General features: G+C 66.0%; 14 protein-coding genes and 1 pseudogene. 7 read left to right on the top strand and 8 right to left on the bottom strand.

The window, feature by feature from the left end; translation table 11 throughout:
• Positions 1 to 23: 23 nt before the first annotated feature.
• Positions 24 to 383 carry an Rv2640c family ArsR-like transcriptional regulator gene (locus AADZ78_RS09910; protein WP_085248801.1) on the bottom strand — a complete coding sequence of 120 codons (360 nt, stop codon included), beginning with the start codon at positions 381 to 383 and terminating at the stop codon, positions 24 to 26.
• Positions 384 to 483: 100 nt separating this feature from the next.
• Here AADZ78_RS09910 and cadI point away from each other — a divergent pair, with 100 nt between their 5' ends.
• From cadI to arsB, 3 genes are all read left to right on the top strand, one after another.
• Positions 484 to 939, top strand: coding sequence for a cadmium-induced metalloenzyme CadI (gene cadI, locus AADZ78_RS09905; protein ID WP_085248800.1), 456 nt, complete (start codon positions 484 to 486; stop codon positions 937 to 939).
• A 109-nt stretch (positions 940 to 1048) separates the two neighbouring features.
• Complete coding sequence (locus AADZ78_RS09900; protein ID WP_085248799.1) at positions 1049 to 1423, top strand: ArsR/SmtB family transcription factor; 375 nt, start codon at positions 1049 to 1051, stop codon at positions 1421 to 1423.
• On the top strand, positions 1420 to 2928 hold the full coding sequence (gene arsB / locus AADZ78_RS09895; protein WP_085248798.1) for an ACR3 family arsenite efflux transporter: 1509 nt from the start codon (positions 1420 to 1422) through the stop codon (positions 2926 to 2928). Before AADZ78_RS09900 ends, arsB begins: the two co-directional genes overlap by 4 nt.
• A 67-nt stretch (positions 2929 to 2995) precedes the next feature.
• On the opposite strand, the pseudogene AADZ78_RS09890 reads toward arsB, so the two are convergent.
• From AADZ78_RS09890 to AADZ78_RS09865, 6 genes and pseudogenes are all read right to left on the bottom strand, one after another.
• Positions 2996 to 3040, bottom strand: a pseudogene (locus AADZ78_RS09890) (hypothetical protein); the annotation flags it as partial.
• Between the two features lie 292 nt (positions 3041 to 3332).
• Positions 3333 to 4409 (bottom strand): DUF732 domain-containing protein, encoded by a 1077-nt coding sequence (locus tag AADZ78_RS09885; RefSeq protein WP_085248795.1) that lies wholly within the window; start codon positions 4407 to 4409, stop codon positions 3333 to 3335.
• A 71-nt stretch (positions 4410 to 4480) separates the two neighbouring features.
• Positions 4481 to 4642 carry a hypothetical protein gene (locus tag AADZ78_RS09880; protein ID WP_169726206.1) on the bottom strand — a complete coding sequence of 54 codons (162 nt, stop codon included), beginning with the start codon at positions 4640 to 4642 and terminating at the stop codon, positions 4481 to 4483.
• Between the two features lie 338 nt (positions 4643 to 4980).
• Complete coding sequence (locus AADZ78_RS09875; RefSeq protein WP_085248794.1) at positions 4981 to 6372, bottom strand: IS1380 family transposase; 1392 nt, start codon at positions 6370 to 6372, stop codon at positions 4981 to 4983.
• 617 nt (positions 6373 to 6989) lie between these two features.
• Positions 6990 to 7601 (bottom strand): DUF2182 domain-containing protein, encoded by a 612-nt coding sequence (locus AADZ78_RS09870; RefSeq protein WP_239656599.1) that lies wholly within the window; start codon positions 7599 to 7601, stop codon positions 6990 to 6992.
• 299 nt (positions 7602 to 7900) lie between these two features.
• Entirely contained in the window at positions 7901 to 8341 is a 441-nt protein-coding gene (locus AADZ78_RS09865; RefSeq protein ID WP_085248792.1) for a hypoxia response transcriptional regulator, read from the bottom strand.
• Between the two features lie 140 nt (positions 8342 to 8481).
• Between AADZ78_RS09865 and AADZ78_RS09860 the strand changes: the two genes are divergently transcribed.
• From AADZ78_RS09860 to AADZ78_RS09845, 4 genes are all read left to right on the top strand, one after another.
• Positions 8482 to 8892, top strand: a complete 411-nt coding sequence (locus AADZ78_RS09860) for a DUF4189 domain-containing protein (RefSeq protein WP_085248791.1) — start codon at positions 8482 to 8484, stop codon at positions 8890 to 8892.
• A 123-nt stretch (positions 8893 to 9015) separates the two neighbouring features.
• Positions 9016 to 9312 carry a DUF1490 family protein gene (locus AADZ78_RS09855; RefSeq protein ID WP_085248899.1) on the top strand — a complete coding sequence of 99 codons (297 nt, stop codon included), beginning with the start codon at positions 9016 to 9018 and terminating at the stop codon, positions 9310 to 9312.
• Positions 9313 to 9367: 55 nt separating this feature from the next.
• The gene (locus AADZ78_RS09850; RefSeq protein ID WP_139828488.1) at positions 9368 to 11689 is read left to right on the top strand and encodes a copper-translocating P-type ATPase; all 2322 of its coding nucleotides are present in this window, start codon (positions 9368 to 9370) and stop codon (positions 11687 to 11689) included.
• Positions 11686 to 12264, top strand: a complete 579-nt coding sequence (locus AADZ78_RS09845; protein ID WP_085248789.1) for a hypothetical protein — start codon at positions 11686 to 11688, stop codon at positions 12262 to 12264. Before AADZ78_RS09850 ends, AADZ78_RS09845 begins: the two co-directional genes overlap by 4 nt.
• Positions 12265 to 12331: 67 nt before the next feature.
• Here the strand turns inward: AADZ78_RS09845 and AADZ78_RS09840 are convergent, their stop codons facing one another.
• Positions 12332 to 15880 carry a hypothetical protein gene (locus AADZ78_RS09840; RefSeq protein ID WP_085248788.1) on the bottom strand — a complete coding sequence of 1183 codons (3549 nt, stop codon included), beginning with the start codon at positions 15878 to 15880 and terminating at the stop codon, positions 12332 to 12334.
• Positions 15881 to 16032: the final 152 nt, after the last annotated feature.

Here is a 16032-nt window from a genome sequence, read left to right as displayed (position 1 = left end):
CCTGCACCCAACGGTATGGGAATTCAGGTGCAGCAGTCGGGGTTGAGCACGGTGCACAGCGCCTGCAGGGCTTCAGGGTGTACCCGATGAAAGACATTCATGCCGCGACGCTCGGACACGACCAGGCCGGCCTTGCGCAGTTGGGCCAAGTGGTGACTGACCGTGCCGTCGCTCAAGTTGAGTACCGCGGCTAGCTCACCGCTGATCTCCTCGCCGGCCGACGAGCTAAACAGGTAGGACATGATTTTGACTCGCGCCGGGTCCGCGAGGGCCTTGAGCCGCAACGCCACCGCCAAGGCGTCGTCGTCGTTCATCGGCCCGGCGGCTACCGGGGCACAACACACGGGAGCGGATATGTCGATCACGGGCAATGACTTGGGCATGGACCCACTCTGCCAGATAGCTTGACATATATCAAAAAGGTGGCACACTGGGCATCGACATTATTTTGATATATGTCTAACCAATGGGAGGTGTCGTCCAATGTCCCGTGTTCAGCTCGCCCTCAACGTCGATGACCTTGAGGCCGCAATCACGTTCTACTCCAACCTGTTCAATGCCGAGCCGGCCAAACGCAAGCCGGGATATGCCAACTTTGCGATCGCCGATCCGCCGCTGAAGTTGGTGCTGCTCGAGAACCCCGGCTCCGGCGGAACCCTCAACCATCTCGGCGTGGAGGTCGGTTCCAGTGACACCGTGCATGCCGAGATCGCCCGGCTGACCGAGGCCGGGATGTTCACCGAGGAGGAGATCGGCACGACGTGTTGTTTTGCCACCCAGGACAAGGTGTGGGTCACCGGCCCCGGCGGGGAACGCTGGGAGGTCTATACCGTGCTGGCCGACTCAGCGACCTTCGGCGCCGGCCCCCGACAGGCCGATGACGGAGACGATGCGGGCGTGTGCTGTGGCGGCCAAACCGCCGCGGCATCGTGCTGCTGACCGCCGACCAAGTGAGGTGGGGCATCCGAGTCGGGTGCCCCACCTTTGTCATGGTTGCAACTCCAGCAGCGCACTTGCGACTTGATTCGATGACTGTCAATATCGATGTATGTCGAATCTGACTGGACAAACGGAGTGTTGCGTCGTCGCGCCGCTGGTGCGTGAACCACTCAATCCACGGGCCGCGGCCGAAATGGCGGCCCGGTTCAAGGCCCTGGCCGATCCGGTGCGATTACAGCTGCTGAGCTCGGTGGCCAGTCACGCCGGCGGCGAGGCCTGCGTCTGCGATATTTCCGCGGGAGTCGAGGTGAGCCAGCCGACGATATCGCACCATCTCAAAGTGCTGCGCGACGCGGGTTTACTCACCTCGCGGCGCCGAGCCTCATGGGTGTACTACGCCGTGGTTCCCGAGGCGCTCAGCGCGCTGTCGACACTGCTCAGCGTTCACGCCGATGCCACGCCTGCCGTGGGGGCACCGGCATGACGAAGACGGTCACGCCCGCCGCCGCGCCGGCGGTGGTGGGCAAGCTTTCCACGCTCGACCGGTTCCTACCGGTGTGGATCGGGCTGGCGATGACGGCCGGGCTGCTGCTCGGTCGCTGGGTCACCGGCTTGAATACGGCGTTGGAAAAGGTTCAGCTAGACGGGATCTCGTTGCCAATCGCACTCGGGTTGCTCATCATGATGTACCCGGTGCTCGCCAAGGTCCGCTACGATCGGCTCGACACGGTCACACGTGACCGAAAGCTGCTGCTCAGTTCGTTGCTGCTGAACTGGGTGTTCGGTCCGGCGTTGATGTTCGTGCTGGCTTGGCTGTTGCTGCCGGATCTGCCGGAGTACCGCACCGGGTTGATCATCGTCGGCCTGGCTCGCTGCATCGCCATGGTGATCATCTGGAACGACTTGGCTTGCGGCGATCGTGAAGCCGCCGCCGTGCTCGTAGCGCTGAACTCGATCTTCCAGGTAGCCATGTTCGCGGTCCTGGGATGGTTCTACCTCGCGGTGCTGCCGGGCTGGCTCGGCCTGGAACAGACCAGCATCTCCACCTCACCCTGGCATATCGCCAAATCGGTGCTGATCTTCCTCGGCATCCCGCTGCTCGCCGGATATCTGTCGCGGCGGATCGGCGAAAAGACCAAGGGCCGCGGCTGGTATGAATCTCGGTTCCTGCCCAGGGTTGGACCGTGGGCGCTCTACGGCCTGCTGTTCACAGTCGTGATTCTGTTTGCGCTGCAAGGGGATCAGATCATCAACCGTCCCCTCGATGTTGCGCGCATCGCACTGCCGCTGCTGGCGTACTTTGCCGTCATGTGGGGAGGCGGCTACCTGCTGGGCGCGGCCCTGCGACTGGGCTACCGGCGAACCACTACCCTGGCGTTCACCGCCGCGAGCAACAACTTCGAACTGGCCATAGCGGTGGCGATCGCCACCTACGGCGCCACCTCGGGACAGGCCCTGGCCGGAGTCGTCGGACCTCTGATCGAGGTGCCCGTCCTCGTGGGGCTGGTCTATGTGTCTCTGGCGCTGCGCACTCGGATGTCCTGTCCGACCGCGAATCAGGTTGCGCCGCTTGATGTCTTCAAACCCAGCGTCCTATTCGTCTGCGTCCATAACGCCGGCCGTTCCCAAATGGCGGCCGGCCTGCTGACCCACCTGGCCGGTGACCGCATCGAAGTCCGTTCCGCCGGAACCGAACCCGCCGACCAGATCAACCCGGTCGCCGTCGCCGCGATGGCCGAGCTAGGCATCGACATCACCGCCAACACCCCCAAAGTGCTTACCGGCGAACAGGTAAAGACCAGCGATGTCGTGATCACCATGGGCTGCGGCGACAGCTGCCCCTACTTCCCCGGGGTCACCTATCGCGACTGGAACCTACCCGACCCTGCCGGCCAACCTCTCGACACAGTCCGCTCGATCCGCGACGACATTGCCGACCGCGTCCAAACACTGATCGCCGAGCTGCTACCCACCGCAAAGACTCTGTAATACTTGCCAATTCGCGTACAGAAGCTACCTTCTCCAGCCAGATCAGAACAGTAAATGCCAGCATCCGTGCCAATTGCATTGTGCCGAAGGCGATCAGCAGTACTATCAGCATCCAACAGGAGCCGATACAAGACATGCCGTAGCGTCACCGCCACAGCAGCGGCCACGCGGCCGGCCCAAATACAAGCGTGGTCCTTCGGATTGAGACGGCTCCACAGCCAGAAAGGCGGGAATGCCCGCCACGCTCCACAGGGCCAGGTATCCGGCGACGAAGATGACCACTGCGACGGCGTTTCCGGCGACGAGTGGCGGCGACCTGCCGCGCGGCCTGGGCCGAGATCATCCGATCGTCGCGAAGCGATCAGCGCCAGGCTTTGGCAGCAGCCGATGGCTCGGTTCCTATCTCACGGTGCGAGCCTGATAACGCCCGGCGGATTGGGTCGCGCCGGAGGCGGCTTCACCGGACCACCACCATCGTTGCCACCACCGCCGCCACCGCCGATGCCACCGCCGCCAGTGCCGCTGCCGCCAGTGCCGCCACTGCCAGCCGCGCCCCCCGGTTGAGGAGCGTCAGCCGGAGGCTTCGCGTCTTGCGGTGGTGGCGGCGGCTCTTGTGGCGGTGGCGGCGGCTCTTGCGGTGGTGGCGGCGGCTCTTGTGGCGGTGGCGGCGGCTCTTGCGGCGGTGGCGGCGGCTCTTGCGGCGGTGGCGGCGGCGATTGTTTTGGCGGCGGCGGTGCCGCGATCGGTGGCGGTGGCGTCAGGATCTGCGCTGTCGGCGGCGGTGGTGCCGGGATCGGCGGCGGGTTCGGGAAGAGGGGATCCCCCGCGGGAACCACTCCGATCAGCGAGGTGAGCATCGTGCCGGGCACGTCATAGTCCGTCCGGTCGTCCCGGAAGCGGCCCGCCACAAGAACGCCGCCATGTACCGAGTGCGGTAGTCGCACCGTACCGGTGCCCGCCGGTTCCTGCCACGCCGCCGGCGTGTTGGTCGTCTCCGACACCGGCGGCGGCCCCCGCAGATCGCTTCCTGAGTTAACTGCGTTATGCGTGTACGCGGCGACCCGGTGTGTCGGTTGGGTCCATCCCGGCGCGAGATTAGCCCTGATGGAAGCTACCTTGCTTTGATGGTATGGGCAGTAGATCTCCACTGACGCGGTGATGAATCGGGTTATGGTGGTCGTGACGCGGGCGGGGTATAGGCGCATAGTCGGGTCACTGTTGTACGCATCGTTACGAAGCCCGTCCATTATGTCGTTCACCGGCATGCCGCCATCGAGTTTGCGACACACTTTGTGGGCTGCGGCGATGACGCGTGGCGCGTTCGCGAGGACGGGGATTTCTTTTTCATCGAGCAGTGCCAAAAACTGGTCGTCTTGGTTTGGATCGGCCGCTGCTGCGCCGCCATGCAGCATTGCGGCGCCGGTTAGCGCCACGATGGCGGTAACCAGGGCGCTGGCGTGACTAGTCGTGCCGGTGTACATGGTATGGCTTCCTTTCCGCTCGAGCCCTGATCCGGCGGGCCTTTGGATGGGTGACTACGCCACATGTCTGGCTATCTGGTCAGGTTTTTGGCCGGCCCTCGGCAGATCGTGTTAGCGATCGCGAGCACTCCGGTCACCGTCCCCGCGACGGCCCAGGCCGCGGCACCAGCCGCGTCAGCGGCTATCGCCGCGGCCACTGCAAGCACGGTGTGGTGTCGATGGTTTGTCCTCATTTCGCGCCCCGTTCCAAGGGCCGCAATTCAGTGGTGTGGGCTCACCTCGAATTGCCGCCGATCCGGCGGTCCCGCAGTGCAGGTGGCTGCCATGAACCCAGTGTTATCCTTCCAGCACACTGGAATGTCAAGGGCGTCGCACGAGAATCAATTGGTCCGCACGTGGCGATCAGGCGAGTGAAGCCGTGGCGTCGCGGCTAAGCCTCAAACCACCGATGGACCGTGTTGCGTGAACCGTTGATTGTTTGATCTTGATTCAGCGGGCCGGGGTATGACTATTCCGCTGGTCTGCCCAGCTTTTCCTGTTGGTTCCTGGTCGTCGGGTCAGGTTGTGTCGGTCAAGCGGTGGATGGGAGACCGATTGTGGTGTGCCACAGTGCAAGCCATGTTGATTCCCAGGGCCAGTGGCTGGGCAGGTGCAGGATCGGTTTGCGTTGCGGGCGGGCCAGCCGGGCGGGGATGTTGACCAACGTTCGGCGCAGTGTTGCTCCGCGGGCTTTGCGGTGTCGGCCGCCGGCAAGAACCCCGGCGGCGCGCAACAGGTTGTGGGCGATGGCCGCGCACAGCACCCAGGCGGAGTTGGCGCCAAACCGGCTGGATGGGATGCGGGCCAGGGGTCCATCAATCAGGTCGGCGAAGACGGTTTCGATGATGGCGTGGCGGCGGTGGGTGATGTCGGCATCGGCGACCGGTTCGGTGTTGTCGGTGAAGAACGGGTGATACCGCCACACGGGAAACAGCCCGTCGGCCTGCGCGGCGTCTTTGACCCGACGCACGATCAACCGGGCGGTGACCGGGCTCTTCGAGGAAGCGAAAGCGGTGTAGGAGATTTCGGCGACTTCGGCATCGGAGATCCAGGCGCCGGTGTCGGGGTCTTGCACGGCGCCGGGATAGCGCACCGGGGTCCAGGCGTCCTCGGCGATGGCCTCGATCGCGGCCTGCACGGCACGGTTGCGGGTCAGCACTAGCGAGAACCGCGCCCCAGCGCGCCGGCACGCCTTGACTACAGCGGCCGAGCCGTAAGCGGCGTCACCGCGCACCACGATCTGGCCGCTCGCCCCGGCGGCGCGGGCGGCGGCGATCGCCGCGGCGACCATGCGCCCCGCACCCCGCCCGGAGCCGGCCTTGCCCGCGCGTAACCGCATCCCGGTGATCACCGGTGCAGCGGTATCGGTGCTGACGGTGGTGACCAACGGCGACAGGCCTTTGCGCAGCACCTGCTTACCAGCGATCTTGGTATGCCCGTAGGACGCGCCCTGTTTGGCGTGCCCGTACACCGGACGCAGCAACGAATCGATGTCGACGAATGCCCGCACGTCGGCGCCGGCCAGCAGATCGACCCGTTCGCCCAGGGCGCCCAGGTGCTCGCGCAGCACCGACTCCAGCTGCCGGGCGTGGCCGAAGGTGAACTCCCGCAATAATGTTCCGATAGTCGAGGGCGCATATACCCCTCCGAAGAGGACCTTCATCCCACCGCTACGCACGAGGTCAGCATCCTCGATGCAGTCCGCACCCGCGCACATGCCAGCGATCAGGGTCGCCAGCTTCGGAGCCGGGTTGGCCGCTCCGGATTTGATGCGCGGGCACACGATCCGGACCCTCTCCTCGAGCAGCTGCGACAGACCCGCCTGTTCGGCCAGCGTCATCATCGGTACCAGGCCAGCGCACGACACGAGATTGTCATCGTCGAACAACGCCGACGAGGCGGCGAACCTGTGGGACACTCGCACCGGAAGTGCCTTTCTGAATTGGTTTGGTTAATGCCTTGAGAACATCAATCATCCCAGCTCAGAAGGCACTTACCGCATTCCAACACCCTATGGCCAGCTATTTCATCCGTGGATCGAGGCTAAGAGCGAGCGTCGAGTTATCGGCAAATAGCGCAACAATGAAAGCAGTTGCAGTGCAACCTAATACAGAAACCGGCGACGCTGGTGGTAACCCTCCATATTGGGCAAAGTTCGTCAAAAGCTGGCTGGCATTGACTGCAGTGACCACAGGAGCTAACGGGGCGGAAGGACTCCTGGGAACGGGTCGCCAACCGGCAGACCGACCACGCGACGCCCTCCCAGACATTTCGTGTCGGGCAGCGTGCCTCCCAAGTTTGCCGAGGTTAAGTCATTGACTACCCTGTCCGGGCTGTCGCCATCGGCTGGCTTCGCCACTCCCGAATCCTTAGCGCGGCTTCCACGACGTAATGAGCTAGACGGGAAATGGTCGCGATTAACCGGCGGCGGGCCTGAAAGCGCTTGACGGCTACGACATTTCCGCCGAGGCGTTACAGATTCGCCACGCCCGGCGAGATACTGCGGCTGCGCTGTGTCGTGGTAGCCGCGACGTGCATTGATTAGACGAGATGGATGACCAACGCCGGGTGCACCAGCAAGACAACACCCAAAAGTACGAACATCGCCGCCGCCACACCCCTGACCCGATCGCCGAAAGGGGCTATTTTCTCTAGCCAGATCAGAACAGTAAATGCCAGCATCCATGCCAGTTGCATTGTGCCGAAGGCGATCAGCAGCGCCATCAGCATCCAACAGGAGCCGATGCAAGACATGCCGTAGCGGCCGCCGGCAAGAAATGCTCGGGCCGGACGGTCAGGCTGGTTGTCATGGGGGAGGAAACACGGCATGCGCGAGCGGCAGTGCCGCAGGCACATCGCCTTTAGCGGCGTGAGCTGATACAGCCCCGCGGCTACCGCCACAGCGCCGGCCACGCGGCCGACCCAAGCACAAGTGTGATCCATCGGGTTCAGGCGACCATCCGCCAGAAAGGCGGGAATGCCCGCCGCGCTCCACAGGGCCAGGTATCCGGCGACGAAGATGACCACTGCAGCGGCGTTGCCGGCAGCGGCGCGGCCGTAGCGGCGGACGGCGGGCAGGAGCGCGGGAAGCATCATTGCCGCCATCATGGCCGCCCACGCGATCAGGAACGCGGCCAACGACATCGATGACATGGCCGCCATTGACATGTCGTCCCCGCGCATGCCGCGAGCGCTGACCACTGACCACCACCAGCCCACACCCGCCAAACTCAGCAGGAGCGCCGGCAACCACAGATCAGTCCTCGACCGCCCGCGCGCGTCGCTGTCGCCCACTGGCAACCCCTTCCGTTGGCGCCCATCTTAAGGCGACGACTTGGACGTGCGCTGTTCTCCTCACCGGGAGGGCCAACAAATCGCCGAATAACCCATCATGTCAACGGCTTTCGCGGACCTGCTATCGGCTTCCGGCGCCCCGCCCTTGCGGTGCCGATCTAGTCGCGAGCATGGCCGACTTCGACGGGTGCGGCCACATCCAGGTCGCTTTCCAAGATCCAACACACCGTGGAACGGTCGTGTTCGGTGGGCGGGCCATCCGACGCATGGTCAAGAAGGGCCTGCAAGTGGCCTTCGAGGGCGACGAGTTCAGCAATCTGCACGCGGACTTCGTCGACACGGGCGCTCAGCAGCTGTCGCACGTGCGCGCACGGCACCTCGCCGCGGTCGTGGATCGCCAGGATTTGACGTACCTTCTGCAAACTCAGCCCGGCCGCTTGGCCCCGATGGATGAACCGCAGCCGATCCACGATCTCGGGTCCATAGTCGCGATACCCGGACGCGCTGCGTGCAGGCGGCGGCAGCAGCCCCGAGTCCTCATAGAAGCGCAGGGTCTTGGTGCTGGTGTTGGTGAGTTTGGCGACCTCGCTGATCTTCATGCGACTCCCCCTTGACCTTCCAGTGCACTGGAAGGATAACACTGGGTTTACGGCAGCCGCCAGCAGTGCGGGACACCCGGATTGAACGCGATCGAGGTGGGCCCAACGCTGAACTTGCGGCCCTCAGAAAGGGTCACGAAATGAGGACACACCATCGACACCACACCGCGGTTGCCGTCGCCGGCCTGGCCGCTGACGCCGCTATCGCCATCACGCTCATTCCGCCGGCAGGCGCGCAGCCAGACAACGGCTCGATCTCAGGCATGCCGCCTCTCCCTCCAATTACCTACTACGGTGCGATCGCCTACGCCCCAAACGGCGCAATGGGCAAAGCGTGGCGCCACCGAAATCCGGCATACGCGGAGAGCGCCGCCTTGAACCGATGCGGCGTCTCCAGCTGCAAAGTGCTCAGCAGCTTCACCCGCTGCGGCGCAGTGGCTCATGACGGCTCGACCTATTACGGGGGAGTCGGCAGCACGCGCCGGATGGCAGAAAACGACGCCATGACCAGACTCGGCGGCGGATGGATCGTGACCTGGGCGTGCAACTAAGGGCCCTTGATCCCGCGTCGGCGGGTTCAAGCGGCTGCAGGTCTGCAAGCCAGCAGATCAGCGACAGTCAACTCCTCCGCCGCCATGTGACGGGGCAACGATATGAAGGGAGCGTTCTAGATGATGGTGTTGCATGGACTCTTGGCCAAGGCGGTGCCCACCGTGGTGACCGGCGTAGTCGGGGTTGCGGCCTATGAGGCGCTGCGCAAGGGGGTGGCGAAGGTTCCGCTGCGCGCGGCGGCCGTCACCGTCACCGCCTGGGGCATGCGCGTGGCCCGCGAGGCCGAGCGCAAGGCCAGCGAGAGCGCTGAGCAGGCCCGGTTGAAGGCAGCCGACGTCATCGCCGAGGCCAAAGAGCGCGTCGGCGAACCAGTTACCCCGCTGCTGGTGGCGGACTCGGACAACGACCATGACCACTGACACCCTCAAGGATTCCGACGTGACGCTGAATGTCGTCTCCAATGCCGCCGGACGGATGCGTGTGCACGCCACCGGATTTCGTTTCGACGCGGTGCGGGCCGTCGCGATCGAGGACACGGTCGCCAAAGTAACGGGCGTGTGCGCGGTATATGCCTATCCGCGTACGGCATCGGTGGTGATCCTGTACACGCCCACGAGCTGCGACACCGGTGCCGTCCTGTCGGCGATCGCCGATGCGCGGCGCATCCCCGCGGAGTCGGTACCAACGCGCCCGCCGCATTCTGCGGTTGCACGCAACACCGGCGTAGTGCGGAAAGTCGCGGACGGGATCCGTCGCGCGCTAGGGCGCACGGCCGAACGGCCGCCCGCGAAACGGCCCAGCACCGGATGCCAGGGAGACACCGCGTGCAAGGCGCCGGGCGAGGACGCCACGCGTCAGCGGCGGAAGTGGTTGCGACGGCTGTGGCTGGCCATGCCGTTGGGGCTGCTAGCGATGGGTTCGACGATGTTCTTCAGTGCTTACCCGTGGGCTGGGTGGCTGGCTTTCGCCGCAACGCTACCGGTGCAGTTCGTCGCCGGCTGGCCGTTTCTCACGGGTGCGGTCCAACAGGCGCGGGTGTTGAGCGCGAACATGGACACGCTGATCGCGCTGGGCACGTTGACGGCGTTTAGCTACTCCACGTACCAGCTGTTCGCCGGCGGACCGCTGTTCTTCGACACCTCGGCGTTGATCATCGCGTTCGTGGTACTGGGCCGCTATTTCGAGGCCAGAGCCACGGGCAAGGCCTCGGAGGCGATCAGCAAGCTGCTGGAGATGGGCGCCAAGGAAGCCTGTTTGCTCGTCGACGGTCAGGAGCTGCTGGTACCGGTCGACCGGGTGCAGGTCGGGGACTTGGTGCGGGTCCGGCCGGGCGAGAAGATCCCCGTCGACGGTGAGGTCGTCGACGGGCGCGCCGCCGTCGACGAGTCGATGCTCACCGGGGAGTCCGTCCCGGTCGAGAAGGCAGTGAGCGACCATGTTGCCGGGGCAACGGTCAATATCGACGGGCTGCTGACCGTGCGTGCCACCGCAGTGGGGAGCGACACCGCGCTGGCCCAGATTGTGCGCCTCGTCGAGCAGGCACAGGGCGGCAAGGCCCCGGTGCAGCGGTTGGCCGACCGCGTCTCGTCGGTGTTCGTGCCGGCCGTCGTCGGTGTTGCCGCCCTCACGTTCGCCGGGTGGACACTGCTTGCCGCCAACCCGGTGGCGGGCATGACGGCCGCGGTCGCGGTGCTGATCATCGCGTGCCCGTGCGCGCTGGGCCTGGCCACCCCGACGGCGATCACGGTCGGCACCGGCCGGGGTGCGGCCATGGGGATCCTGGTCAAGGGCGGCGAAGTAATGGAGGCGTCGAAGAAGATCGACACCGTCGTGTTCGACAAGACCGGCACCCTCACCCGCGCCCAGATGCGCCTCACCGATGTTATTGCCGCCAAGCGGCGCCAACCCAATCTTGTGTTGCGGCTTGCCGCCGCGGTCGAGTCGGGCTCCGAACACCCCATCGGCGCGGCGATCGTCGCCGCCGCCCAGGAGTGCGGATTGCAGATTCCGGCCGCCAAGGCGTTCACCAACCTGGCCGGGCACGGGGTGCGGGCCGAAATCGACGGCCGCCGCGTGCTGGTCGGGCGGCGCAAGCTCGTCGACGAACACGATCTGGTCCTGCCCGACCACCTTGCCGCGGCAGCGATCGAGCTGGAAGAACAGGGCCGCACCGCGGTGTTCGTCGGCCGGGACGACCAGGTAGTGGGTGTACTGGCGGTAGCCGACACAGTCAAGGACGACGCCATCGATGTAGTCCGTCAGCTGCACGCCATGGGGTTGCAGGTCGCCATGATCACCGGCGACAACGCCCGCACGGCGGCCGCGATCGCCAAGCAAGTCGGCATCGACCGAGTGCTGGCCGAGGTACTACCGGAAGACAAGGTCACCGAGGTCCGGCGGCTACAACAAGAGGGCCGGGTAGTCGCAATGGTCGGCGACGGCGTCAACGACGCCCCCGCGCTGGTGCAGGCCGATCTGGGCATTGCGATCGGCACCGGAACCGACGTGGCCATCGAGGCCTCCGACATCACCCTGATGTCCGACCAGCTCGACGGTGTCGTGCTTGCAATCCGGCTCTCCAGACGGACCCTGCGCACGATCTACCAGAATCTTGGCTGGGCCTTCGGCTACAACACGGCCGCGATCCCCCTGGCCGCGCTGGGCTTGCTCAACCCGGTTATTGCGGGCGCCGCGATGGGATTCTCTTCGGTGAGCGTGGTGACCAATTCGCTGCGGCTACGCCGGTTCGGACGCAGCGGCGCGGCCGACGGCGACGCACGAACGACCGTCGCATGATTAGGTTCACACGGCGGGCGGCGCTCGCTGTGCTCGGCGCGGGCGCGACTGTCGCTATTGGGTATTCGCTGCGCGGCGTCCTGGGATCACCCGTCCTCCGGATCCGCCTCACCGATGGCGGCATGATGGGCGCCAGCCCGGCCGACATGAGCCTTTACATGGACATGTTCAACCGGCACTCGGAAATCACCCGCACCGTCGAGGAGATCCCCGGCGGAGTGCGCACCATAACCCAATCACGCTCTCCCGATCTCGTCGCGAAGCTGCAGGCGCACGTGTCGAGCATGTACGCGCATATCGACCAAGGCGCCGAGGTCATGTGTATGAGCCAGAGCCTGCCGACCCTGTTCCGCAACGCCGGCGGCTACCGCCGCGAGTTGACGCTCACGCCCACGGGTGTAATCGCCGAGGAAACGTCCGGCGATCCCGCGCTCACCGAAGCCATCCGTGCCCACGCCCGCGAGGTGAGCGGGTTCGTGTACGAGGGAATGCCCGCAATGATGAAGGGCATGATGGGCGGTTCCGGCGGCATGATGGGCCCCGGCGGCATGATGGGCCCTGGCGGAGCACCGTAACCGCGTGCGCCAACCGCGGACGATGTCACCGACAAGCCCCGGCTTTTGTTAGCCCGATCGTGCGGCTTCAGAACTCACCGGCGATGGGCAGTTCCGGGCACAGCCTGACGTAGGCCATATCGGGCGACACCCAGTCGCGCCATTGCTCGCGGCTCATGTTGGTGGTCAGCTTGGCGCACAACATCTCCGGCGACGCATCCGCCGGCCATAGCCGCACCGTGGTGTCGGCGCCTGCGGAGGCCAGCCTTTGCCCGCCGGGGCTGAACGCCACGCTGAGCACCGGGCCCGTGTGGCCTTCGTGGAAGGCTCCGAAAGGTTGGCCGGTTGTGGCGTCCCACAGCCGCACCGTGCCTTCGCTTTCGGCGGCGGCCAGCCGCCGTCCGTTGGGGCCAAAGACCACGGCATTCACGGCGCCGCCGTTTCCTTTCAGGGGGTCACCGACCGATTGTCGCGTTCCCGCGTTCCACAGCCGAACTGTGCCTTCGCTTTCGGCGGTGGCCAGCCGGCGCCCATCGGGGCTGAACGCCACGCCGAGTACCGGCCCGGCATGTCCGGTGACGGTGGCGATCGATTGCCCGGTGCCGGCGTCCCACAGCCGCACCGTACCGTCGTCGCTGGCGGACGCCAGGCGGCGCCCGTCGGGGCTGAACACCACGCTGTCAACTTTGCCGGTGTGGCCGGTGAGAGCGGCGACCGACGTGCCGGTGGCGGCGTCCCAGAGCCGCACCGTCTGGTCGGCGCCCGCCGAAGCCAGCTGGCGCCCGTCGGGGCTAAACACCACGCTGATCACCGCGCCGTTATGACCCCTAAGGGGCGCGCCGACCGGTTGGCCGGTCGCGGCGTCCCACAACCGCACCGTCTGGTCGGCGCTGGCGGAGGCCAGCCGGCGCCCGTTGGGGCTGAACGCGACACTGTTGACGTCGCCGGTGTGCCCGAGTAGGGGGGCGCCGGCCGCTTGGCCCGTGCCGGCATCCCAGAGCCGCACCGATTGGTCGTCGCTGGCGGAGGCCAGGCGGCGTCCGTCGGGGCTGAACACCACACTGTTCACGGCGCCGGTGTGGCCAACGAGCGGGGCGCCGAACGGTTGGCCGGCGTCCCATAGCCGCACCGTACCGTCGCTGCTGGCGGTGGCCAGCCGGCGCCCATCGGGGCTGAACACCACCCCATTCACGATGCCGCCGTGGCCGGTGAGCGCCGGGCCGCGGTCACGGCCGGTGTCGGCGTCCCACAGCCGTACGGTTTGGTCGGCGCTCGCCGTGGCCAACCGGTGCCCGTCGGGGCCAAACGCCACACTCTGCACCGGCCCAAAGTGGCCGCTGAGCGGCGACCCGATCCCTCGACCCGTGTCGGCGTCCCATAACCGGACCGTTTTATCCATGCTTGCGGAGGCCAGCCGGTGACCGTCGGGGCTAAACACCACGCTGAGGACCGGGCCGATGTGGCCGACAAAAGGGGCACCGACGGGTTGGCCGGTCCGGGCATCCCACACGCGCACGGTCTGGTCGTCGCTGCCGGTGGCCAGCCGCCGCCCGTCGGGACTGAACGCCACGCTGACCACCGAGCCGGTGTGGCCGACGAGGCGTGCCCCAACCGGGGCACCGGTCCGGGCGTCCCACAGCTGTACGGTCCGGTCGGTGCTCGCGGTGGCCAGCCGGTTGCCGTCCGGGCTGAACGCCACACCGAGCACCGAGCCGGTGTGGCCCCGGAGCGGGGCGCCAACCTGTTGGCCGGTCTCGGCATCCCACACCCGCGCCGTCCTGTCGAGGCTCGCGCTTGCCAGCAGGCGCCCGTCGGGGCTAAACGCCACCCCGATCACGTTGTCCTCGTGGCCGGTCAGGGGGGCGCCGACCTGTTGGCCGGTCTCGGCATCCCACACCCGCAGCGTCTTGTCGAGACCCGCGGTGGCCAGCCGGTGACCGTCGGGCCTAAACACCACCCCGTTTACGGCGCCCGCATGGCCGGTGATGATTTTGAGGGTGCTGGCTCGCTGGGCCACCGCGGTGTAGAGCGGGCCGTCGTCGGACGGAACGGGCAGGGCGCGCGCGGCCAGGATTTGCTGAAACGCCCGCGCGTCCCCACCTGGCTGGTTACCGGCCAACATGTCCTGCGCCTGGGCGATCAGAATCTGCCGCTGGGCGATCAGCTTCTCCTGCAGAAGGGTCTGCGCCTGGTGTCGGCCTTGGACGGCCTGCACACCGAGCATTACGGCCACGAGGGCGACGACGGCGGTGACCGCCAACACGGCGACGAGGATCCGTGAGCGCTTCCGCAGCGCGGCCGCGCGCCGCTGGGTGGCTTCGAGTTCGGCTTGCTGGCTTTGCGCGCGGGCTGCCAATGCCGCCTTCTCATCCGCACGCCGCTGGTCGCGGTGTTCGCGTATGACGCCGGTGAGCACGTCGTGCGTGAGTTCGATGCGTTGCGCGCCGTAGCGTTCCTCGAGCCGTAGCAGCCGCGCCCCGATTAGCCGGGTTAGTTCGTCGTCGGTGAGACGCGAGGGCACCGCGTCCTCGCGCACGTAGCTGTTGCGAAATCCCTTCTCGGTGATGAGCTCGGACTCGATGAACTGCGCGACACGCGGTGGTAGATCGCTTACGCATGACTGGTAGTAATTCGACAGGATGTCACGCCTGCCGTCCTCGACCTGCCGCTCGTCGAAGTGGCTCTGCCGGCGCCGCTTCCGCTCCTCATTGAGCTCGCGGCAGAACAAGCTGAGCAGGGCGGGTTCTACCTCCAGAGCGCCGGCAGCGCCCCAGCCGTCGCCAGGATGATCGACGTCGGCAAATGCCGCATCGCGAGCGCGGTGGCGCTCCTCCCCCGCGATGATCCCCACCACCCGGCGCGCCAGCGAACGGGGCATCATCTCTTCGGCTGGTTTGTGTACCGCGTCGAGTGCCTCGGGTGCCCGCATGCGCAGCAGACGCATCCGCGAGTGCCCGAGTTCCGGGATAAGCTGGCGCCACCCTTCAAGTTCGGGGAGACAGTCTTCGCGCAGGCTAATCAATAGCTTGTAATTGCGCTTCCGCACATGGAGCCGTGCCGCCACATCCTCGTCGGCTTCGATTCGCGCAGCCAGATCGAGGGGAATGCGATTCTCGACCAGGTCAGCCAGGTCATTGCGGAACTCCCGGACCAGATGCGGGACCCGTTTACCTAGCGTAAAGAGCTCGTCGAACTGGTCGAGGACAATCACCGGCGTAAGTGGATCGTTCTGCGCGTTCGATAACTCAAAGTCGGCGCGATGCAGGTATTCCCAAAGGGATTCATCTTGCGAAGGCAGCATCGGATCGGGCACATCGGCGCGAATCGAGTCACAGACCGATTGATGTAGTTGGCGAGCGAGGGGTGCTGCGCCCAGCTCGAAGTCGAAGCTCACGTGGACCGGCAGCAAGTGGCGCTCACGCAGCAACGGGAACAGGCCCGCTCGCAGCAGCGACGTCTTGCCCAGACCGGACGCTCCGTACAACACCGTGATCGGGGCCTCGAGGACATGAGTCAGCAGCGACGCTGATTCATGGTCACGGCCGTGGAAAAACGCGCGCGCGCTTTCCTCGAACGGCTCGAGCCCCGGCCACGGGTGATCGCTGTCGAGCTGTTCGGCCGCTGTTGTGCTGGTCATGGCGCGACGGCCCACGGCATAGCACGGATTCTCTCGGTCAGCGTCGCGCTCGGGTGTGCATCGGCGTCACCGGCCGGTGCGTGACGAATGTCCAGGCGGTGGAGGACATCTGGAGTCTGGCGGTACCGACTCGGGTTTTTGTGGGCGATCGC

Source organism: Mycobacterium riyadhense, assembly GCF_963853645.1.
GTDB classification, from domain to species: Bacteria; Actinomycetota; Actinomycetes; order Mycobacteriales; family Mycobacteriaceae; genus Mycobacterium; species Mycobacterium riyadhense.
Note: the sequence above shows the minus strand (reverse complement) of the source record. Positions and strands in the feature narration are given on the sequence as shown.

What these genes read in the sequence shown, in the direction of transcription:
- AADZ78_RS09865 (WP_085248792.1), bottom strand. Translation starts at nt 8,341, where the DNA reads ATGAAGATCAGCGAGGTCGCCAAACTCACCAACACCAGCACCAAGACC.
- AADZ78_RS09845 (WP_085248789.1), top strand. Translation starts at nt 11,686, where the DNA reads ATGATTAGGTTCACACGGCGGGCGGCGCTCGCTGTGCTCGGCGCGGGC.
- AADZ78_RS09855 (WP_085248899.1), top strand. Translation starts at nt 9,016, where the DNA reads ATGGTGTTGCATGGACTCTTGGCCAAGGCGGTGCCCACCGTGGTGACC.
- AADZ78_RS09850 (WP_139828488.1), top strand. Translation starts at nt 9,368, where the DNA reads ATGCGTGTGCACGCCACCGGATTTCGTTTCGACGCGGTGCGGGCCGTC.
- AADZ78_RS09840 (WP_085248788.1), bottom strand. Translation starts at nt 15,880, where the DNA reads ATGACCAGCACAACAGCGGCCGAACAGCTCGACAGCGATCACCCGTGG.
- AADZ78_RS09900 (WP_085248799.1), top strand. Translation starts at nt 1,049, where the DNA reads ATGTCGAATCTGACTGGACAAACGGAGTGTTGCGTCGTCGCGCCGCTG.
- cadI (WP_085248800.1), top strand. Translation starts at nt 484, where the DNA reads ATGTCCCGTGTTCAGCTCGCCCTCAACGTCGATGACCTTGAGGCCGCA.
- AADZ78_RS09910 (WP_085248801.1), bottom strand. Translation starts at nt 383, where the DNA reads ATGCCCAAGTCATTGCCCGTGATCGACATATCCGCTCCCGTGTGTTGT.
- AADZ78_RS09880 (WP_169726206.1), bottom strand. Translation starts at nt 4,642, where the DNA reads ATGAGGACAAACCATCGACACCACACCGTGCTTGCAGTGGCCGCGGCG.
- arsB (WP_085248798.1), top strand. Translation starts at nt 1,420, where the DNA reads ATGACGAAGACGGTCACGCCCGCCGCCGCGCCGGCGGTGGTGGGCAAG.
- AADZ78_RS09860 (WP_085248791.1), top strand. Translation starts at nt 8,482, where the DNA reads ATGAGGACACACCATCGACACCACACCGCGGTTGCCGTCGCCGGCCTG.
- AADZ78_RS09885 (WP_085248795.1), bottom strand. Translation starts at nt 4,409, where the DNA reads ATGTACACCGGCACGACTAGTCACGCCAGCGCCCTGGTTACCGCCATC.
- AADZ78_RS09870 (WP_239656599.1), bottom strand. Translation starts at nt 7,601, where the DNA reads ATGTCATCGATGTCGTTGGCCGCGTTCCTGATCGCGTGGGCGGCCATG.